The organism is Martinezella calliandrae (assembly GCF_030272695.1).
GTDB classification, from domain to species: Bacteria; Pseudomonadota; Alphaproteobacteria; order Rhizobiales; family Rhizobiaceae; genus Rhizobium; species Rhizobium calliandrae.
This window is the reverse complement of sequence record NZ_JARFYN010000045.1, coordinates 38,128-57,390: the sequence shown is the minus strand read 5'-3', so window position 1 is coordinate 57,390 and position 19,263 is coordinate 38,128. Positions and strand designations below refer to the sequence as shown.

Sequence of the window (19,263 nt, the reverse complement as noted above, 5' to 3'; positions counted from 1 at the left end):
GCCGCACATGTAGAGTTCGAGCTGATCGCGTTCCTTACGGCCGAGCATCGGAAGGCTCCAGAGAATCAACGATAACTCAATTGAATCAGATACATGAGATTTTTTCAACAGCCCCTTACTGAAACCCTGCCACCAAATCGGCCACACGTACCTTGCCGAATTGATAACTCCACGGCAGCATAAGAAAAACTGGAGGGAGCATCATGAAACGTAAGATCGTGCATTGTATCGCAGCCTCTCTCATATCATTCGCCGGGATCGCGGCGGCTGCCGAAAATGAAATTCAGCTCGGTGATGCGCAGCGCATCACTGACCTCTATTCTTTCCCGAATAATTGCAGCAATGTTTGCTACCGCTCATGGTCCCTTGAGCACACTGTCGAGCACTATCTCAATGACTCCCTAAGACGTGACGGGTTTTCGTCGACCACGGCCACTGTCTCTATGGAAAATGGGAGCTATATCGCAAAGTTGACTGGGCCTGAACCGATCGGTTTCGTAGATCGGTATGAGGCGTTTCTCGGGTTGGGCGACGTTGCGCTGGCGTTGGCACGCGGTTTCAATAGCGCTGGCAAATGGCGCTACGACTGGCGCTTCCTCCTGCCGCTCGGCCTCCCGATGCTGAACAACCGCTCGCTGGAAGTCATGGACTTTCCGCCGCTCACGCTCGTTCTTGAGAAGCAGGACTATCTCAACTCGAACACGACCAACCGATGGACAAGCCTGCTTGGTGAGAACGGAATTCCGAAGAGCGACTATGAGCTCTACGGCGCAATCCTTGATGTGGTGCCTGTCGCAGCACCTGCAGGTGATGGGCAACGTTTGGACGAGTCCGGAATTTACAATGGCACATTCGATACCTACGGGGTACCGCTGCTTAACCTTTGGACAAAAACGGCAAATGCACCAGAGGCGAAGCCGATCATGGCACTCGGGTCTCCGATGCGAAGCTGGTTCAAGCGCCTCTTCAACGTCAATCTCGGGATTCTCGACGTGAAGCAGATTAAGCTTCCGGACGGGCGCACCGCCAATATCATGGGAACCAATCATCCGAGCTACTTCTTCTACGCTGCGAACAAATTCACCGATGGGCCCGACAAGGACGAAAAGAACTTTGCGCTTGGTCTTGAGGTGATGAAGCAAGACATTGTCGCCGCCTGCTGGCAGGCGGAGATGGGCAAGGCTCCTGCTTCCGATCCCATGGCTATGAAGGCGACCTGCACCGCGAGGTGGGCGGGAGCCGATAAGCGGCTCTGCGTGCTCGTCGAAATGCAGGCTTACCGCAAGACCGAGGATGAGGCGACGCAGTTCTGCGAGCAGCGCACATTCCCAAGCCCCTTCACGCCTTCGCGGGCTGAGCTGAATAACGTTGAAGCGGAATTCAACGCCCTGCAATAAGCCGGCGGCCCCCGATTTGGCCTCAGGAGCATGACCGATTGGCGCTCGCAAAGCAGATGGAGCGCCCCCGGTCGGCCGGCGCTCGACGTCAAATCTGGCGGGCCTGATCGAACTGGTGATGTCTCGGCCGCTGGTCTCGGCCGACATGATCGCCGAGACACTCAAGGTGACGCCGCGGGCGGCGCTGAGGATGGTCGAGGAGCTTGGGTTGCGCGAGATGACGGGGGAGGGGGAGGTTTCGGGCATGGGGCATTCTGTGAGCACCAAGGATGCCAACCGTCTCTCAACGAGTGTTCTTGCGTAGCGAGGAAGATAAATCAGCCAAACAAGTCGGAAAAGTTGTTTGGTGAGGAGCACAATGAAGGGCGGGAGAGTGGAACATTCGAATAAGGTTGCTGCCGTTGACCTGTGGAAACAGATGTTGGACCGGGCGCGGAAGAACGATTGGTCTGCATTTGATGATCCGGACCATTTACCGAGTGATACTGAGAGGGCAGCACGCGTGGAGGCCTTTCAAGCCGCCGGTTGGAGAGCCGACGAGATTGCGGCTATGCAAAGCCGGACACACGAGCGTGCATTGGACGCCCCGGTCACCAGCCCCGGTGTAAGTCGGCATTCCGAGGTGATGTTGGCCCGCGTGGTTGATGCACTGCTCTCCGGGTTATCGCCGGCGCAACATGCTGTCGCGCAAAGCGCACATTTTGTGGTGGAGCCTAAATCGGGACCACTAATTTCTAAAATCAACGTGGTGATGACCGATCAATCCATAATTGCGATGGGTACGCATTTCACGCGGTTTTGCGGTCTGGTCGCTAGGGCATATGTGCGAACCTGCAACCTCCTGCCGTTTGAGACGGGTATTGGCTACAACGAGAAGGGACTTCGACAGCAACTACGACGCAGGCCTGATCTGGTGAGATACTGGTGGCGAATTTTCACTTCTTATGCGCTGACCGGCACGCACATTTTGACGGATTTTCGGCCGTCGACCCGAGAAGAAGTGCTCCTAATGGAACAAATGGCAATTGCGATGGAGATATTTGGCCTTGCGCATGAGCTCGGACATCATTGTCTGGATCATGGAAGGAGCTTGGAAGGTCAGCTCTCGCCGAAGGAAGAAGAGTTCGAAGCCGATCTGTTTGCTGTAAAACTTTGTGAGAAGATCGAAGCCACTGTCGCTTACAAGGCGATTCAGGGATTTGAACTGCAAAATCCTTATCTCTGGACCGGGGCCGGGGGAGTGCTCCTTTTGGGCGCCATTGAGCTGTTTCGAAAGGTGAAAGAGAAGATCTTTCACAACCCTCGTTTCGATACTCATCCTGATTTCCTAGATCGGGCGAACAAAATCATGCACCGTCATATACTCGACGTGGGATTACACCAGTCGACGGTCGACTTTTGCAGTTCCGCGATGAATGTTCTCCGATGCATAATGTTGGAATTGGAGCCGATCATGGAGGTTTGGCCATTCCACGAATTCGCGTCGCGGATGCCCGACGACTGGGAGATCGCCCAAGAGCGACCTTACTGATATCGCGCCCTAAGCCGATTTTCAGCACTGACCTTATGACGAGCCACATACTAACATTTTCGGGGATTTGTCGCCTGCCGAGCTCGGAGCTTTGCGGAGCGGACCCGGATTGACACTCGCGGAACACAACGATATTGTTGTGTCATGTTTCCACCGATCGACTCATCGACTGGTTATCTTCCCCCAGGTGTCCACCAGGCCACTTGGCAAGAAGTGCAGCTCTATTTCTCAGGCAATGAACAACGCCGACGTCTTATAGCTGGCCTCGGTGCGGCGCTTAAGAATTTGTCGACTGCCGGCTGCAGGATTGTGTTGTTAGACGGCAGCTTCATTTCACAGAAGGAACTTCCCAGTGACTATGACGGTGCTTGGGATACGACCGGCGTGAACCCGGATCTTCTCGATCCCGTCCTCCTGGACTTCAAGGACCAACGCGCAGCGATGAAGTTCAAATATGGCGGTGAGCTCTTCCCGGCATCTTGGCAAGCTGCTCCAGGAGTAACCTATAGGGAGTTTTTTCAAAGTGATCGCAATGGCGTGCCGAAGGGCGTGGTGGAATTGAATCTAAGGAGTCTGCCATGATCACCAACGAACGGCAGTTTAAGATTACCCGCTCGCAGGCTGAGAAGTTTAAGAAGGCGCTGACCGAGTTTTCCCTTCAGGGCAGAGCGGGAGTCCATCCGCGTCTTGTACAGGCTGAACGAGACGCGCTTGAGAGCCAGATCGCCGATCTGGAGCGGGAGCTTGACGAGTATGAGAGCCTGAAGGCTTCGGATCTTTCGGTGATCACCCTCGATTCGTTCGAAGGGTTGGCCGAGGGCCTCATCAAAGCACGTATTGCATCGGGCCTTAGCCAGAAGGACCTCGCTGATCGGCTCAATCTTAAGGAGCAGCAAATCCAACGTTATGAAGCGGATCGATACAGCTCGGCAAGTCTGCAGAGACTGCAGGACGTCGCGAACGCAATTGGCGTGAGAATCCGCAATGACATCCTGTTGCCGTTGCCTGCGATTTCTGTCGACAGCCTCTTCGCGAAATTGCGTCAGGTCGGTCTTGATCGCGATTTTGTCCTTACGCGGTTGCTGCCGCCGGCGGACAATGCCCGCTTGTCGGGAGAGGTTAAGGTTGAGGATCAAGGCCAAATCCTGCAGAAGGCCAGTGAAGTTCTGCAGCGGATATTCGGCTGGACACGGGAAAATCTGCTCGGGGCCTCTGCGCTACAGGCGCCCCACCTTGCGGCCGCCCAGGCGCGCTTCAAGATGCCTGCAAACCGGTCTCAAAGAACTACGACAGCTTACGCTGCCTACGCACACTATCTTGCGGTGACAGTGATGCGTTCTTGTGCAGATCTTCCCAGTGGGCAGATCCCGCTGGACCCCGGCGTATTTCGCGAATCGGTGATTAAGGCGTATGGCGAGTTCGAGCTTCGGTCTGCGCTTCACTATGCATGGGACCTTGGCGTCCCGGTGTTGCCGCTTCGCGACCGAGGTACATTTCACGGTGCATGCTGGCGTTACGATTACCGCAACGTCGTCGTCTTGAAGCAAACCTCGCGTCATGAGGCGCGCTGGCTTTTCGATCTCTTGCACGAACTCTTTCATGCTGGTCAGCAGCCTGATGCGCCCACTTTGGAAGTTATCGAGGCGGATGAGACGTCGGCCGAACGACGAAACTCTGACGAGGAGATCGCCGCGAGCCAGTTTGCAGGTGACGCAAGCCTGAACAACCAAGCGGAAGAATTGGCGCAGGCTTGTGTCGAGGCAGCTCGTAATTCGGTACCGAGACTGAAGACCGTCGTTCCGGAAATCGCCGCGGAATACGGTGTCAGTGTCGGCGCCTTGGCAAACTACCTGGCCTTTCGGCTTTCCTGGCAGGGCATCAACTGGTGGGGTGCTGCAGCCAATCTCCAGTCGGATGACAGTGATCCTTGGGTGACCGCGCGAGACGTGTTCCTTGAAAGATTCCCCGCCAAGGTTGAAAGTGAAATAGATCGCAATTTGCTTGAACGCATCCTGCATTGAGGAGTCTTCGATGAGCGAATTCAAGAAACCCGAGCCGCTTAAAATCAGCTGCACTGCTGTTGATTGCGACAACGACCTTCACTGCTTCAAGCAGCTTAAGAAAATGTCGGATGAGCAACGAGGAAAATGTCGAGCGTGCGAGGCCGATCTCGTCGATTGGTCGCGTTTGAAGCGGCGAGACCTTGGCGATGCGGCACATACTTTCGAGGCTCTGCAGCACGAGCTCATCCGACATCACTTCTTCCACAAGGAGATCGACGAGGGTGCTGATCGCCATGCTCGCAGAAAGGGGCGGCTGGCGTTGTTCGAGGCCGTTCGGGCGCGCCTCGAAAAGTATCTCGCTCCAGCAGAGCCAGCCCGAGATGGCCGTCAGACTCCGATGAGTGGGAACGCCATTTTTTATGCGCAACACGCTACGGCAACTTGCTGCCGGACATGCTTGGAATACTGGCATGCCATTCCAAAAGGTAGGCCGCTCACAGAAGAAGAACTGACCTATTGTCAGGCGCTCATCGAAATGTTTCTGAATAAGCGCCTGCCGGGGCTGAGCGCATCCCCAACGAAGGTCCCACCTCGGAGCCGGGCAACTGCGGAGGCAGCGGCCCTCCTATGACGCCAGCTCTTCCTGTTAAGCCGATCGACACCGAAAAATTCGCCGAGCGACTGCGTGCTCGCGCGATCAATGTTCAGGAACGAAAGATCCTGATTTCGCGCTTGTCCGGATCGGATCAGGAAGTAGATCTTACCGCGCCGACGAACTGCGACGGCTACGGCCGGATCCGCCACTTCAAGTTCCAGACGTCGGAGAATTGGCCACCAAATCCTCTGCCGATCATCCCGGCCTGCTCTGCGCTTGGTATCGTCGAGCCGCCGGCGATGATGACCGCTCAGGTCTTTCAGAACGCCGCATGCGCCTGGCGCTGTTGGTATTGCTTCGTTCCCGATGCACTCCTCAAAGCCGATCTCGCTCGCTCGTCATGGTTCTCCGCTGACGAGCTCGTCAAGCTTTACGCTGAAATTCCCGAACGGCCGACCGTCATCGACCTCTCCGGAGGTTCGCCAGACCTCGTTCCCGAGTGGACGCCGTGGATGATGAGGGCGCTAAAGGATCGCGGCCTTGATCAGTCAACCTACCTTTGGACCGATGACAATCTGAGCACGACATATCTTTTCGACAAGCTGACCACGGACGACCTAGCGCTCCTGCGCAGCTATCGAAATTATGGACGTGTCTGCTGCTTCAAGGGCTTCGATCCCTATTCGTTCGCATTCAACACCAAAGCCGCTGAGAGTGATTTTGCCAATCAGTTTGCCATCATGCGGCGGCTGCTCGACCTTGGCCTCGATCTCTATGGATACGTAACCCTAACCTCGCCTCGTGGTCAGGGTGTGGCGGCCGGAGTTCGCAGCCTCGTCGACCGGCTTCAGGAACTCGATCCTCATCTGCCGCTCAGAACAATTCCACTCGAGATACGAGTTTTTTCGCCGGTCGGTGCGCGGCTCGCCGCAAATGACGAGCGCCAAATAAGTTTGGCTGTCCAGCAGGACGCGATCGCAGCATGGAATGAGGAAATAGAGAAGCGCTTCAACGTTGAAATGCGAGCGCTTCCGATTGCGTCTGTGCCCTTGGAGATACGAGGAGTTCGCTGACAATGACGCGGGTTTGGGCAAGTGCTGATTTCGAACAGCGAATTGACGAGCGAGTACTCGCCCTATCGTGCCAGCCAGCCTTGACTTTTCACGCCCTGCTGAATGCGCTTCCAAGCGTCTATCCCACGGTGGTGCTTCAATCGATCAGCAGGCTATCCGAGAGCGGTCTGATTGACCCGAACATGGTAGGTGCCTTGCAGACCCAGGCAAGCGTTCGGGACGATACCATGCGTGTCACTCGCACGATGCTTCCCCTGCCGCATCCGGTCGAATATGAATGGAGATTTTGTCCGGATACATCGCAGCATCTTCTGGAAGTCGCCGATGAAATGGCGTGTACCGGGACTCCTATTATTTTGTTTGGGACGCCTGGCGTTGCTGTCGAAGCGCTCCATCTTCCGATCAATCGCAGGCTCATCTTCATCGGTGAGAACAACTCTGTCACCCAGAGGCTCAAGGCGTTGAATGATGCTGCGGAGCAGGCATTGAATCTCCAATTTTGCGCGTCGCCCTATCCGCAAATGGGGGCAGGGGCCGTTATTGTGGATCCCCCTTGGTACTTGGATTTCGTCAAGCCCATGCTCGCAATCGCGGCCCATACAGTCGGCGTGGGTGGTCTCGTGTTCATCAGTTTGCCCCCAGAGGGTGTGAGACCATCCGCAGCCGAAGATCAGGCAACACTGATCCGACGCGCGGGCCGGCTTGGACTGCGCTTGCATTCGGTGAAGCCCCTTTCCCTTCACTACGAGACACCATTCTTTGAGCAAAACGCTCTATCTGCCGCCGGGATAGGCGCCGCGAGACGGTGGCGCCGCGGTGATCTCTTCATCTTCGAGAAGGTTCGGATAGCTACGACCGATTCCAGTCTTTTCGTCTCCCGCAAGCGTGAATGGAGTGAGTTCACGATCGGCCGGATGCGTCTTTTTGTGCGGCGAAGCGCTCCGGCGCGCTGCTCCTCGGCGCTCAGTTCGCTGGTCGAGGGAGACATCTTGCCGACGGTGAGCCGACGAGATCCGCAACGGCGAAATTCGTCGGTGGTAACGTCAGGAAATCGTTTCTTTGCGTCAAGCAATCCGGAGCTCGTCGCCGAGGCGGCTTTGTCACTGTGCAAAAGCGAATTTAACGGTGGTTCTCGACAGCCTTTGTGGAGTAACAACATCGAGGCTGCGGAGGTCGAGCGTATTGCGGACGTTCTGAAGAGGCTTTCGGACCAGGAGGCAGCGGAAGAGCGCGCGACGTTGCCTTCGTCGCCTTTCTCCGAGGGCCTCACATGCAAATACGGTTCGACCAACTTCTCAAAAGGACTGCCGGAAGTTCGTTCTGGGCCGACTACATGAGGTCGGCGAGCAATGACCCATTTCTCTGCGGGGTTCATTTAGCCGTATTTTCTCAGCCCTATCTGGACTTGGTTCTGAACGGCGAAAAGAAGATTGAGTCCCGCTTCAGCCGCAATCGGTGTGCACCGTTCGATGAGGTCCTGGAAGGCGATATCATCCTCCTCAAAGAGGTCGCTGGCCCAATATGCGGCGTCGCACTGGCGAGCCGCATATGGTATTTCGATCTTGAGAACGAACCGATTGGCTCGATCAGGCAGACATACGGCAGCGCTATTCTCGCAGCTGACGAATTCTGGTCAGAAAAAGAAACGTCGTCTTTCGCCACGCTCATCGAACTCGAAAACCCCTCAGCGATAGAGCCGCTCCCATTCGACAAGCGGGATCGCCGTGGCTGGGTCTCGCTTCGCCCCCGACAGCTGGAGCTATTTTGATGGCATTGGTCGTCTGTTTCTCCGGCAAAATCGGAAGCGGAAAGTCTTCGGTTATCGCGTCGGTAGGCGACAAACTTCAATGGAAACGAACAGGGTTTGGCCAATACCTCCGCGCGGAAATCCTCAAAGTAGGCGGTGACCCAAATTCCCGGGAGGCGCTCCAAGACGTGGGACAGCGTCTCGTGGAATCAGATCCTGACGGCTTTTGCCGCGCGGTACTCGAGTTTGTCGACTACCGCGCCAGTGAGGATTTGCTCGTTGACGGCATACGGCATGTCGACATCTTCAGTCGGCTAGAGCAGATTGTGTCGCCGGCTGCGGCAAGGCTAATCCATCTGTCCGTGAGTGAGGACGTTCAGCGCCGCCGAGTGCAATCTCGTGCGGATGCTGCGGATCTTGACCGTGCAGGCGCCCATGTCGTCGAAGCAGATCTTGCGCAAAGCCTTCCGGATCGCGCTCATGCCGTCATCGACGCCGAGGCGCCATTCGAACAGGTGGTTGAAGCTTGCCTTAGCCAGATCAACGGTTGGATCGCATCATGACCCAACGGACGGGCAGCGCGGACCTGCCTCTCCACGGTGGTCGGGTTCCCGCATGGCTTGGCGAGCGGATGACCCGCCTTGGGACGATAATAGCGGAGGCTATCGTTCTCCACTATGGGCGCGACGAGTTTCTTCGCCGGCTTTCCCATCCCTTCTGGTTCCAATCATTCGGCGCTGTTATGGGTATGGACTGGCACTCTTCGGGGATAACGACGAGCGTTCTCGGAGCGCTCAAGCGAGGCTTATCCGCTCGGGGGGACGACCTCGGCATATACGTCTGTGGTGGACGCGGCGCTCAGTCTCGAAAGACACCCTCAGAACTGCTTGCAATTGCCGACCGCACCGGTTTCGATGGTAATCGGCTCGCGTCCACAAGCCGCCTCGTTGCCAAGGTGGACAGTGCAGCAGTCCAGGACGGCTTCGACCTTTACTTGCACGGTTTCATTACGACGACCGACGGAAACTGGGTCGTCGTCCAGCAAGGGATGAATGGTGAGCGACGCCAGGCAAGGCGATATCACTGGCACTCAGAGGGTTTGAAAAGCTTTCTGAATTCCCCTCACGCCGCAATTGAGGGACGTGAACAGGGACTGATCATGAATCTCGCCGATACAAGGGCGAGTACCTCGAGGGACGCACAGCTCGAGCTCCTGGACAAACTTGGTCCCGACAAAATAGCTGATGAGTTCTACAAAATAACAGGGGAAGATCGGCCGCGTCCGATGATGGTCGAGCCCCAGTTGTCTCTGCCCCATCTGGTGATGCCGATGCGGCACGATGTTCGAGAGTGTGATGTAAACATGGGGCGGTTGCATGGCAATCTTGCGGCTGCAGCCGACCGCGGGCCGAAGGACTTTGCAGATCTGCTGCTCACCCCGAATGTTGGCCCCCGAACCGTAAGTGCCCTGGCGATGGTTGCCGAAGTCATTCATGGGGCGCCCTGCCGCTTTTCTGATCCAGCTCGCTTCTCCCTTGCCCACGGTGGAAAGGATCGGCACCCTTATCCCGTTCCAATTAAAATCTACGATGAGACAATCCGAGTGATGAAATCGGCGGTGAAGAAGGGGCGGCTAGGCCAGCATGAAGAATTGCTTGCCATAAAGCGTCTTGACGACCAGGCCCGACAATTGGAGCGCTACGTGACAGGGCCTGATCTCAAAGAAATCATCGCGGGTGAATTCCGGCATTCGGCTGAGTTTGGAGGTCGGTCCATATTTGGACATGAAGTCGATCTCGAACCAAAAGTTTGTGAAGAGTAGAGCCACGATCGGCGTGAGCATCGATCTTGAAGTCCTTGTCCGACGAGTTTTCACTATCCCGGATCGGGGCATCCCCTCATCGCCATAAGTGGCCTGCTGCTATCCATTGGGGGACCACCAAATGACCAGGCGCTTTGGTCGACGGCGGATAGACAGATTGTGTGCGATCGTATTGCCTTCGACAAAAGCATGGTTGCGCTCGCTGCATCGATAGTGGCAACCTCCAGCTTTCGAATTCGAAACTGAACGCTGCACGAGGTCGAGGTAGATGTAAGCGAGGAGACCGATTAGACTACCGGCCCGGTCTGGAGCGCGTTCATTTCAGTCAGGTCAAGGTCACATCGGGCTGCTTTGGAATAATTTGCAAATTTCTGCAGTGCGGCAAGAGTGGTGGTTTTGCCGAGGGTAGCCTTTATCTTGTAGGATGCACTAATCCAGAATACAAAGTCTTACCAATTGAGAAGAGAATTATGAGCGCAGCGCAGCCCGAAAACGCCAACGATTTGTTTGCCCCGTTGACGACCCAATTTGAGGTTGCCGTCGAGCCGGAGGAAACGGAGACTGAGGGCGTGAAGCCCTGGGATCCGAAACAGATTCGTATCACGACAAAGAACTTCACGATTCGGGAAATCTACAGTCAGATTGAACAGGACGAACTCGATTTGGCGCCCGATTTCCAGAGAAGCTTTGTCTGGAAAGACCGCCAACAGATCAGATTGATCGAGTCGATTTTGCTCGGTATTCCATTGCCGGCATTTTATTTCAATCAGGACAAACACGGCGCCCACCAAGTCATTGATGGCGTTCAGCGGCTAACAACCGTCAAGCTCTTTATGTCTAATTCCCTGTCACTTCACGATACGCACCTTGAATATCTGAAGGATCTCGAGGGACTAACGTATGATACTTTGGAGGCTCCTGTTCGGAGACGATTTGCTAGCACGCAGATTGTTGCGCATGTGATTGAGCCGCAAACTCCGGACGAAGTTAAGTATGACATCTTTAACAGGGTGAATACCGGGGGCAGCCCGTTGACTGCTCAGGAGATTCGCCACTGTATGAGCAAAACAATCTCTCGCGACTTCTTGAAATCGCTCGTCGAGCGCGACAGCTTTGACAGGGCGACAACCTTTACCTTCTGGACGAAAGATCAGGCGGGGGTATTGGTCCGAGACAATCAGAGAATGGCCGATCGTGAGATGGCGCTCAGATTTTGTGCGTTTCGATCCGTGCCAATCGCGGAATATGAAAAGGCCGCCAGTCTTGATGGCTTTCTGCTTGATTTCACGCGTCAGATAGATGCGGCCCGAGCGGACCTCCTGTCGCCCGTGAATCTATTTGCGCTCGAGGCTGCATTCGAGCGGTCAATGCAGAACTGTGCCGCCATTCTTGAAGAAGCAGCTTTCCGCCGCTGGCCACCGAGTGCGTTGAGACGCGGCCCGATAAACCGCGCAATTTTTGAGGCCCAGGCGCTAGCTTTGGCTGAGTATGATATCCAGCAGCTGTTACCTCATAAGAGCGAGATCGTTACCGCTTTCCGGTCCCTATTTGACGACCCCAACTACGACAGTGCGGTTCGAGCGGGAACGGGTGATGTTCGAAAAATTGAGCGTCGTCTAAATATGACCCGGGAGCGCGTCGAGGCGATCGTAGGATGATCACCTCACTCTCGATTCGCGATTTTAAAAGGTTCAAATCAGAAACTCTGACATTTCGGCCGCTCACAGTTTTAGCGGGGCAAAACGGTTCGGGAAAAACGTCGACCATTCACGCGTTATTGCTTGCTGTGGCAGCGAGCCAGCGCGGCGACGGGATCGCCGAATTAAATGGCCCATTCGGCCTTGAGCTTGGATGGTTTGAGAGCCTGATCAACAGAAACGCAGCGGATAGCTACTTCTCTGTAGAGATTGAGCAAACCGGAGGGCAAAGGGCTTCGTGGACGTTTGAGGAAGGAGACACCGAACTCTATGCGTCCGTGACTCTTCCTTTTACGGGGGGCGAGACGTTTTCTCATGGCTCCGCGTCACGATTTCAGTACCTTGGTGCCGAGCGACTGGGACCCCGGATCGTGCAGTCGTCCGCCGCCCTACCCCGGGACAAGCTTCAGGTAGGTTGGCAGGGACAATACACGGCTCAGGTGATTGAGAAATTGGGGACGCAAATCGTTGAGCATGGGCGGCTCTTCCCCTCGGATGAAGAAATTCCGCCTTTGTTGAAGGCCCAGGCGGAGCAGTGGCTGTCGGCTATCGTACGGCCGGTCCAAATCGACACGTCCACCTTCCCTGACACCGGGGTCGCGAGTATAGCGTTTAGGGTGCCGGGCGGCGAGTTCGTAAGGCCTACCAATATGGGCTTCGGCGTAACTTACGCACTTCCTATCGTTGTGGCCGCTTTGACCGCCGCTGACGGTGGGCTGTTGATCGTCGAGAATCCCGAAGCACATCTCCATCCGGCAGGTCAGTCAGCGGTGGGAATTTTTCTTGCAAGGATGGCGAGCGCTGGGGTCCAGATCGTGTTGGAAACGCATTCGGATCATGTATTGAATGGCATTAGACGTGCAATCGGTGAGCAACAAATTCTGAAGTCCGAGAGCGGAATCGTTCATTTCTTTGAAGATCCAGACCTACCGGCACAGCCACTTGTTTTCACTCCATCAGGCGGGTTTTCAGATTGGCCGCCCGGCTTCTTTGACCAATATCAACTTGACGTAGCACGCCTGAACCGGGTCCGAAGATCGCGATGACGATACGCTTCGTTCTGGACGAAAGGTCGCTAAGCCTGGATGGCCTTGCCCCGTCCGACGGCATTGAGGTGCTCGAACAGTTTCTTGATCGGATCGACGATGCTGCCCTCGACCGTCGGGAAGTACTTTATTCCAGTGAGTTTTTTGAGACACCGATCCTTGGCGAGCTGACCTTTTGGGATCTTTGCGACGCCACGTCCCCAATCGTCCTCCCAAAGGAAATGCAAGAGCGAGCAGCAGCGGCATTTGGCACTCTAGCACGCTGGGACGAAGGCGAGGATTGGCCGGCCGATTTTAACGTGTCAGTTAATGGCCAAGCTTTCCAAAGTCGTCCGTCGGTAGCCTGGGCGCACTTCCGTAACTCGAATCCCCAGACAGAGATCATCGCCTGTATATCTTCTTCGACACGAGGCCCTACGGGCCTTCATGAGGTTCTGAACAGTACGGTTACTCGGCCGGTATGGTTTGTGGAAACCGATCGGCATTCCGAACTCTTCTACAGATGGGTTGGCTCCGAACATACTGGTTCGCCGGCGGCGTTGGCTGAGCTTGCATCGGCGTCGTTCAAGAATTTGAAATTTGTGGGAGATTGCTGGACCGGAATTCGGACAATGACGGGGCAATATCGCGATTTGGTACGAGTGATCGTTCAGCACTTGGGTGGCTTGTCGGACGAAGGGCGGCGTATTTTCAGCGGATCTTGGCAACACGTCCCAGCCGAGTTCGGATCGCTAGGGATAGAAATTTCAGACGAGAATGGCGGCACAAAGCAAAATGCGCAGGCACGTCGCGAGCGTCGTATCGTAGTCGATGGCAATGAGCGCTATTTCTGGTGGCACACCAAGCTTGAGCCGCATCAGAATCGGATTCATATCTCACCCGACGACGTTCCGACCGGGGGAAAGATCGTAGTGGGCATCTTCTGCCATCATCTAACGATATAAATTTGAAGTGCACGGCTTTCCAATGGCGCCGATAGGCGCATATTTGGCCGAATGAGTATCTCGCAGATGGCTTCAGCATAAGCCATGTTGTCGATTTGCGCTCGATTTAGATCCACTTTTGCGTTTTTTCGACGGGACCCGGTTCCATTCGAAGTAACCGCGTCTAACCAATCACTTGAGTTGCTGTGGGGTATGCATCCGAGGAGGGCCGCCTTGCTGAGAAGTGAGGCGAACTGGATGATCTGTCTATATGGACGTCAATATAGACAGTGTGAGAACCGTGGATTTAACGCTAGAGAAGCGGCCGCAAGTTAGCGTTTCGAACACCCGCTCCCACACGCCCGCATGACACCAGCGGCTAAAGTGTTTATGCACCGTTTTCCATTTGCCGTAGCGCTCCGGCAGGTCGCGCCAATGCGCGCCGGAGTGTGTTCCGGCGTGCAAATTTGGCTCTGACTCACTTTTGATGAAATCAAGTGCTGGCTGATGGAGGTTTCACACAAGGAATCAACACCATGGGCCATTCGCTCCGACCGTCGACGATCGTCCCTCGCGGCTTTATAGTCGACAATACAGCTATTGATGACGACGTAATGTTGATCGCAGTCCGGTCGGCGCGCAAAGCAAGCCTTTGCCCGATCTGTGGAACAAGGTCGGAACGAATCCACAGTCGATATCAACGACGTCTGGCTGACCTGCCCTTGGTGGGAAAGCCCGTTCGGCTTGTCATTGAAGCGCGCCGGTTCCACTGCGATGCAGTGTTGTGCGGCCGGAGAATCTTCGCCGAGCGCTTCGAGGGGGACATTCTCGCGCCTTCGGCGCGGCGAACCGCCAGGCTCGACCACATAGTCCATCATCTCGGGCTTGCACTGGGTGGCAGGCCAGCGGCGACCTTTGCCAAGAGGCTGATGTTGCCGGTAAGCAACGATACGCTGCTGCGCGTCGTGCGGCGGCGCGGCAGTCCGCGCTTTGTCCCGCCGACCGTGATCGGGATCGACGATTGGGCGTGGCGACGTAACCAACGCTATGGGACCATCATCTGCGATCTGGAACGGCGCAAAACCATTGCTCTCCTGCCAGATCGGGAGCCATCGACGGCCCAGGCTTGGCTTTCGGACCAACCCCAGATCAGCATCGTAGCTCGCGACCGCGGCGGTGGTTACGCGACGGCTGCAGTCAGGGCGTTGCCACACGCCACCCAGGTCGCTGACCGCTGGCACTTAATGGAAAACGCCAGCCGGGCATTCCTCGATGCGGTGCGCAAATCCATGCGCCAGATCCGAACCGCGATCGGAGCCGCCACGATCAACCCCGAGCTGCTGACGGCCGCCGAGCGGATCCAATACGAGGGATATCTTCGCCGTGAAGACACCAACGCCGCTATTCTCGACATGGCCAAGTCCGGAGCAACAATCAAGGAGATCGTACGCCGGACCGGATACAGTCGCGGCCTTGTCCGACGCGTACTGCGTGGTCAACGTTCGGATGTCTTCCGCGTCCGTGAGAACTCGCTCGAACTCTACCTGCCCTGGCTTGACGCTCAATGGACGGCCGGGCACCGGAATGGAACGGAGCTGTGGCGGCAACTCAAGAGCCAAGGGTTCCGCGGCTGTCTTCGCGTTGTCACCGAGTGGGCCACACGCCGTCGAAAAGCAGAAAAGGTCGATGCGGGCGCGTTGAGCCGAGCGCCTTCGGCCAGGACCATCGCGCGTCTTATGACCATCGGTCGCGACGACCTCTCCAAATCTGAGACCGTGACGGTTGCGGCGATTGAGGGCGGCGTGCCGTTACTCGTTGAGGCGCGGGAAGCCATCGCCGCCTTCCAGGCGATGATCCGCAAGAAATCACTCGCTGATCTCGATCCATGGTTGGAGAGAGCCCGAACGGGTTTGGTAGCCTCCTTCGCCAACGGCGTCATTAAAGACCGTGCAGCCGTCAGCGCCGCGATTACTTCGCCATGGTCGAACGGCCAGACGGAGGGGCAGATCACCAAGCTCAAACTTGTGAAACGCCAGATGTACGGCCGCGGAAAAATTGATCTCCTCCAAGCCCGCGTCATCGGCGCGGGATAAAATCCATCACCACCAAAACTGCGTCAGAGCCAAATTTGGAAGCCGATTGACACCGGAGCGCAAAACCCAAAGGCAACCGTTGATGAACAGGCGGTTATCCGCGCCGCTTCGTCCCGGATCGCCAATCTTCCCGGGCAACAGGGATGCTATCTTCAGCCATTGAGCTTCGCTCAACTCATATCGCCTAACCGCCATGACCGGCCTCCGTGATCAACACGGTGCCCTATGAATCAGCAATCAAGCGATTTGGGAATGAATGTCGATTGGTCCTAGTCCTGCATGTGCGGCTAATACACGCCTCCTGCGAGTTTCAGCTCGCTTCCTGGGCAGCCGCAGCGATACCGTCATCGACCGCCAAGCGCCTCCGACGCCTGCTGACTTGACACAGGCGCAGGCTACGCCAGTAGCTTGTTGCCGATTCCTTTAGTTTAAGTCCGGAGCACGAAGAACGCTGATGTCCACTGACCGAGCGCGAGAAAACCGACGACTTCGCCATTCTCGTTTCACGCGGTCGGGGCCAATCTTCACAAAAAACCTGAGACACGGTGTCGAGTTTCAGCGGGATTTGCTCCATTTCCATTCCGCGTTGAACCGCTTAAAGCAACTCAAGGGTTTCATTTGACAAGGTTACTTCTAATCGACCCTGGTCACGTCAAAACGCAGAAGTGGATAAAATTCTGGCGGAAATCGACAGTCGGGTCGCGCAGCGTCCTAATATGCGTTGAAAAACAAGTCTCCCCGGTGCGGAGGTAGAGGGGTCATTAATTGGAATCCTTTCAAGGCGAAAAAGCTGGTCCGATGCGTGCCTGAGGCCACATTGTGATCAACGCGCTCAACGGCTGCTTCGCGCCCGCAAAGCGGACGATCAGGCTCAAATCAACGCTGCCTAAACGCGGATGAATCTCACTCCAATTGGCTCACAGCCATCAGATAGTTCGAATCTCGCCCGGCACGCCACCTTTCTGTCAAGTATATTTTCTTTTGCAGATAATAAAATTTGCCGTGTGGGCCGATGCGCGTGCTTGGACGATTTCAAATATCCAATATTTCTTCACATATCATCTTCGGAAGACGAAATATTTGCCTTATCTGCTTCGCTTATCCTCGCCGGACTGCACTTCGCCCTTCAGCCCTGGTGAGTGTGTAGGTCGAGCGATTGAATGAATTTGAGAATTGTTCCATTATAGACGCCGAAGCTGCCGGGCCCGGAAGGCACTTATTTGACCAGCGATGGGGATAACCTGAAGCAACAGATCTTCATCGGTGACGCAGTCACCAATGGATCGGATCAGCACGTCCTTATTGCCGTAGCGGAGTATTTGGAAAAGGCGGGTGCCAGGGCGCTTATTTTCGCCAACCTCAACCTGGGCGGCAGGCAAATAGACACAATCGTTGTAACCGAACAACTGGTGCTTGTTCTTGAGGCGAAGGGCTACCGGCGGCCGCTCCGCGGCGGCGCAAATGGCCACTGGCAAGTCCGCGTTGCTGGCGGCGAGTGGAAGAGCACTCGAAACGCTTACCATCAAGCGAGCGGCGCGGCCCTTGCACTTCGCGATACGATGCGTGCGTTTGACGGCGCGGAAGTTCCCTACCTCGACACGGCGGTTGTCTTTGACCCGGCCATACCGGCAGGCTCTGAACTGACCAGCGACTTCAAGGTAAAGCTTCTCGGGCTTGCCGATCTCTCCGCGGAGCTGGCCCAGACTAGCAAGAATCCCTGGTCACTTGATCGATGGACGCAGTTCGCGCGGCACCTTCGCCTCGTGGCCGTCGGAGATGCGGCGGCCGCGTGCGATCCCTCCCTTGCCCGAAGCGAAACGTTGCTTGGAGACTACAGCGCCGGAGTTGCTCGGCTTTACCAGCCCCTGACCCTCGATGCAGTCACCTCGTCGTGGACCGCCGGGGGCGAACCAATCTCATCCGATGAACTCACGCGGCGCATCGCATCTGGACGTGACGCCTGTCTCATCGGCCCGTCGGGCTGCGGGAAGAGCCTCGGAGCGTACGTCGTGGCGCTAAGGTTTGCGGCTACGGGCGGGATACCGCTTGTGGTTGCAGCCAAGAACTTCGTTGGATCGATGAGCACCTTGCTCGACGGTGAAACCCAGCTCATCGCTGATACGGCTGCCCGGGAGGTTGTTGCAGCAGCGAAGCAGCTAAATCGTCCACTCCTACTCGTCATCGACGGGTTCAACGAGTGCTCCGAGCCACTTCGCGTTGCGCTCCTTCGCCGGATCGCCGCCTTCGGTCGCCGTTACGAAGCCCATCTGGTAATCACAAGCCAAAACGTGCCGGAGCGCGCGGACCTTCTCAGTCTTGATACTTTCGACGTTCCTCGGCCAAGCTTGGAGTTGAAGCTATCAATCGCAACTCAAGCCTCTGGTGCTCCACAGCTACCGGCAGGCGCGACGGAGCTGTTGAGCGCCGTCGAAAGTTGCCTTGAAGCTCGGCTCGTTGGCCAGCTCGGCGACAAATCCGGCACCGCTAGCCGCTTCGACCTATTTGACCGGTTCGTGCGGGCCCGATTGGGAGATCAAGCCACGGCGGGCGTGGCTCGGCTTTCAGTGATCGCTCGATGGATGATGGACCGGATCACATTCAGCTTTGCGCTCCGCGAACTTGAGCGGACTGGCGAGAGGGCGGACCGGTCGGTGGACGATCGGCTGCTCTCTTCAAAGTTGCTATCGCTGCGCGGCGATAGAGTGAGCTTTGGTCACGACCTATTTCTCGACGCCTACGCCGCCGAGGCCGTCGTGCGCGAAGCTGGTGGAAGCGCGAGTGCCATTCTAACTTCTCTTGCTGAGCCACGGCACAAACCCCGGAAGGAACTTATTCTCGGCGCGATCACCGACCCACTCTTATTAGAGCAGGTGCTGGCCGGGCTCGAAGATGCCGAGTTGATCCTTGCCTGTCTCGTTGGTCGCTGTGGGCGGGCAGCGCGGGATTGGGCTGAAGCTCTAGCGGAAGTGGTTTTTGGCCTGATTGCCGTTGAGATAGATACGGCTCGCCTCGAGCTCGGTGAAGGCCACATGTGGAAGGTGGGTTTTGAGCCATCGAATGTGGTCTGGACGCGCCAGCAGCGTGCCGTATTGCATGCACTCCCCTCTCGCATAGCCGGAGACGTCTATGTTGAGCGGCTCGTCGAGCTTGCGGGCCGTTTCGATAAGCGGCTTGTCGATGAAACGTTCCGGCTTAGGGAGGAAGCAGCGGCGCATAAAATCGCCGTTCGCACTGGCGCGTTCGCTGCGGCTTACGTCAATCAGACGTCGGAAGCACTCGGCATTACCTAACATTGCGAGCCGGATGCACTCGGGGCTCGTCCATTGGCCAACTCGT

General features: G+C 56.3%; 14 protein-coding genes and 3 pseudogenes. 15 read left to right on the top strand and 2 right to left on the bottom strand.

Going from position 1 to position 19,263, the window contains the following annotated elements; genetic code table 11:
* The first annotated feature begins 203 nt into the window (after nt 1-203).
* From PY650_RS26800 to PY650_RS26740, 13 genes and pseudogenes are all read left to right on the top strand, one after another.
* Nucleotides 204-1,397 carry a hypothetical protein gene (locus tag PY650_RS26800; RefSeq protein WP_285882623.1) on the top strand — a complete coding sequence of 398 codons (1,194 nt, stop codon included), beginning with the start codon at nt 204-206 and terminating at the stop codon, nt 1,395-1,397.
* Nucleotides 1,398-1,420: 23 nt separating this feature from the next.
* Nucleotides 1,421-1,657 (top strand): annotated as a pseudogene (locus PY650_RS26795) (helix-turn-helix domain-containing protein); the annotation flags it as partial.
* Between the two features lie 98 nt (nt 1,658-1,755).
* Entirely contained in the window at nt 1,756-2,928 is a 1,173-nt protein-coding gene (locus PY650_RS26790; protein WP_285882622.1) for a M48 family metalloprotease, read from the top strand.
* A 144-nt stretch (nt 2,929-3,072) separates the two neighbouring features.
* Nucleotides 3,073-3,510 (top strand): DUF6932 family protein, encoded by a 438-nt coding sequence (locus PY650_RS26785; RefSeq protein WP_285882621.1) that lies wholly within the window; start codon nt 3,073-3,075, stop codon nt 3,508-3,510.
* Nucleotides 3,507-4,949: an XRE family transcriptional regulator gene (locus tag PY650_RS26780; protein ID WP_285882620.1), complete on the top strand. Its 1,443-nt coding sequence runs from the start codon at nt 3,507-3,509 to the stop codon at nt 4,947-4,949. The genes PY650_RS26785 and PY650_RS26780 overlap by 4 nt, the downstream gene beginning before the upstream one ends.
* 10 nt (nt 4,950-4,959) lie before the next feature.
* Nucleotides 4,960-5,562 carry a DUF4186 family protein gene (locus PY650_RS26775; RefSeq protein ID WP_285882618.1) on the top strand — a complete coding sequence of 201 codons (603 nt, stop codon included), beginning with the start codon at nt 4,960-4,962 and terminating at the stop codon, nt 5,560-5,562.
* On the top strand, nt 5,559-6,599 hold the full coding sequence (locus tag PY650_RS26770) for a radical SAM family protein (protein ID WP_285882617.1): 1,041 nt from the start codon (nt 5,559-5,561) through the stop codon (nt 6,597-6,599). The genes PY650_RS26775 and PY650_RS26770 overlap by 4 nt, the downstream gene beginning before the upstream one ends.
* Nucleotides 6,600-6,601: 2 nt before the next feature.
* Nucleotides 6,602-7,936, top strand: coding sequence for a hypothetical protein (locus PY650_RS26765; protein WP_285882616.1), 1,335 nt, complete (start codon nt 6,602-6,604; stop codon nt 7,934-7,936).
* Between the two features lie 430 nt (nt 7,937-8,366).
* The gene (locus tag PY650_RS26760; protein ID WP_490390932.1) at nt 8,367-8,909 is read left to right on the top strand and encodes an AAA family ATPase; all 543 of its coding nucleotides are present in this window, start codon (nt 8,367-8,369) and stop codon (nt 8,907-8,909) included.
* Complete coding sequence (locus PY650_RS26755; RefSeq protein ID WP_285882627.1) at nt 8,906-10,168, top strand: DUF763 domain-containing protein; 1,263 nt, start codon at nt 8,906-8,908, stop codon at nt 10,166-10,168. Before PY650_RS26760 ends, PY650_RS26755 begins: the two co-directional genes overlap by 4 nt.
* A gap of 470 nt (nt 10,169-10,638) precedes the next feature.
* A complete protein-coding gene (locus PY650_RS26750; RefSeq protein WP_285882614.1) occupies nt 10,639-11,826 on the top strand; it encodes a DUF262 domain-containing protein in 1,188 nt (395 codons plus the stop codon).
* Nucleotides 11,823-12,911, top strand: coding sequence for an AAA family ATPase (locus PY650_RS26745; RefSeq protein WP_285882612.1), 1,089 nt, complete (start codon nt 11,823-11,825; stop codon nt 12,909-12,911). The genes PY650_RS26750 and PY650_RS26745 overlap by 4 nt, the downstream gene beginning before the upstream one ends.
* Nucleotides 12,908-13,855, top strand: a complete 948-nt coding sequence (locus PY650_RS26740; RefSeq protein WP_285882611.1) for a hypothetical protein — start codon at nt 12,908-12,910, stop codon at nt 13,853-13,855. The genes PY650_RS26745 and PY650_RS26740 overlap by 4 nt, the downstream gene beginning before the upstream one ends.
* Before the next feature lie 309 nt (nt 13,856-14,164).
* Here the strand turns inward: PY650_RS26740 and PY650_RS26735 are convergent.
* Nucleotides 14,165-14,281 (bottom strand): annotated as a pseudogene (locus PY650_RS26735) (transposase); the annotation flags it as partial.
* Between the two features lie 89 nt (nt 14,282-14,370).
* Between PY650_RS26735 and PY650_RS26730 the strand changes: the two are divergent.
* The gene (locus PY650_RS26730; protein WP_285882610.1) at nt 14,371-15,927 is read left to right on the top strand and encodes an ISL3 family transposase; all 1,557 of its coding nucleotides are present in this window, start codon (nt 14,371-14,373) and stop codon (nt 15,925-15,927) included.
* 51 nt (nt 15,928-15,978) lie between these two features.
* On the opposite strand, the pseudogene PY650_RS26725 reads toward PY650_RS26730, so the two are convergent.
* Nucleotides 15,979-16,122, bottom strand: a pseudogene (locus PY650_RS26725) (IS5-like element ISNeu3 family transposase); the annotation flags it as partial.
* A gap of 1,025 nt (nt 16,123-17,147) precedes the next feature.
* On the opposite strand from PY650_RS26725, the gene PY650_RS26720 reads away from it, so the two are divergent.
* Nucleotides 17,148-19,217, top strand: coding sequence for an NERD domain-containing protein (locus PY650_RS26720; RefSeq protein WP_285882609.1), 2,070 nt, complete (start codon nt 17,148-17,150; stop codon nt 19,215-19,217).
* The last annotated feature ends 46 nt before the right edge of the window (nt 19,218-19,263 follow it).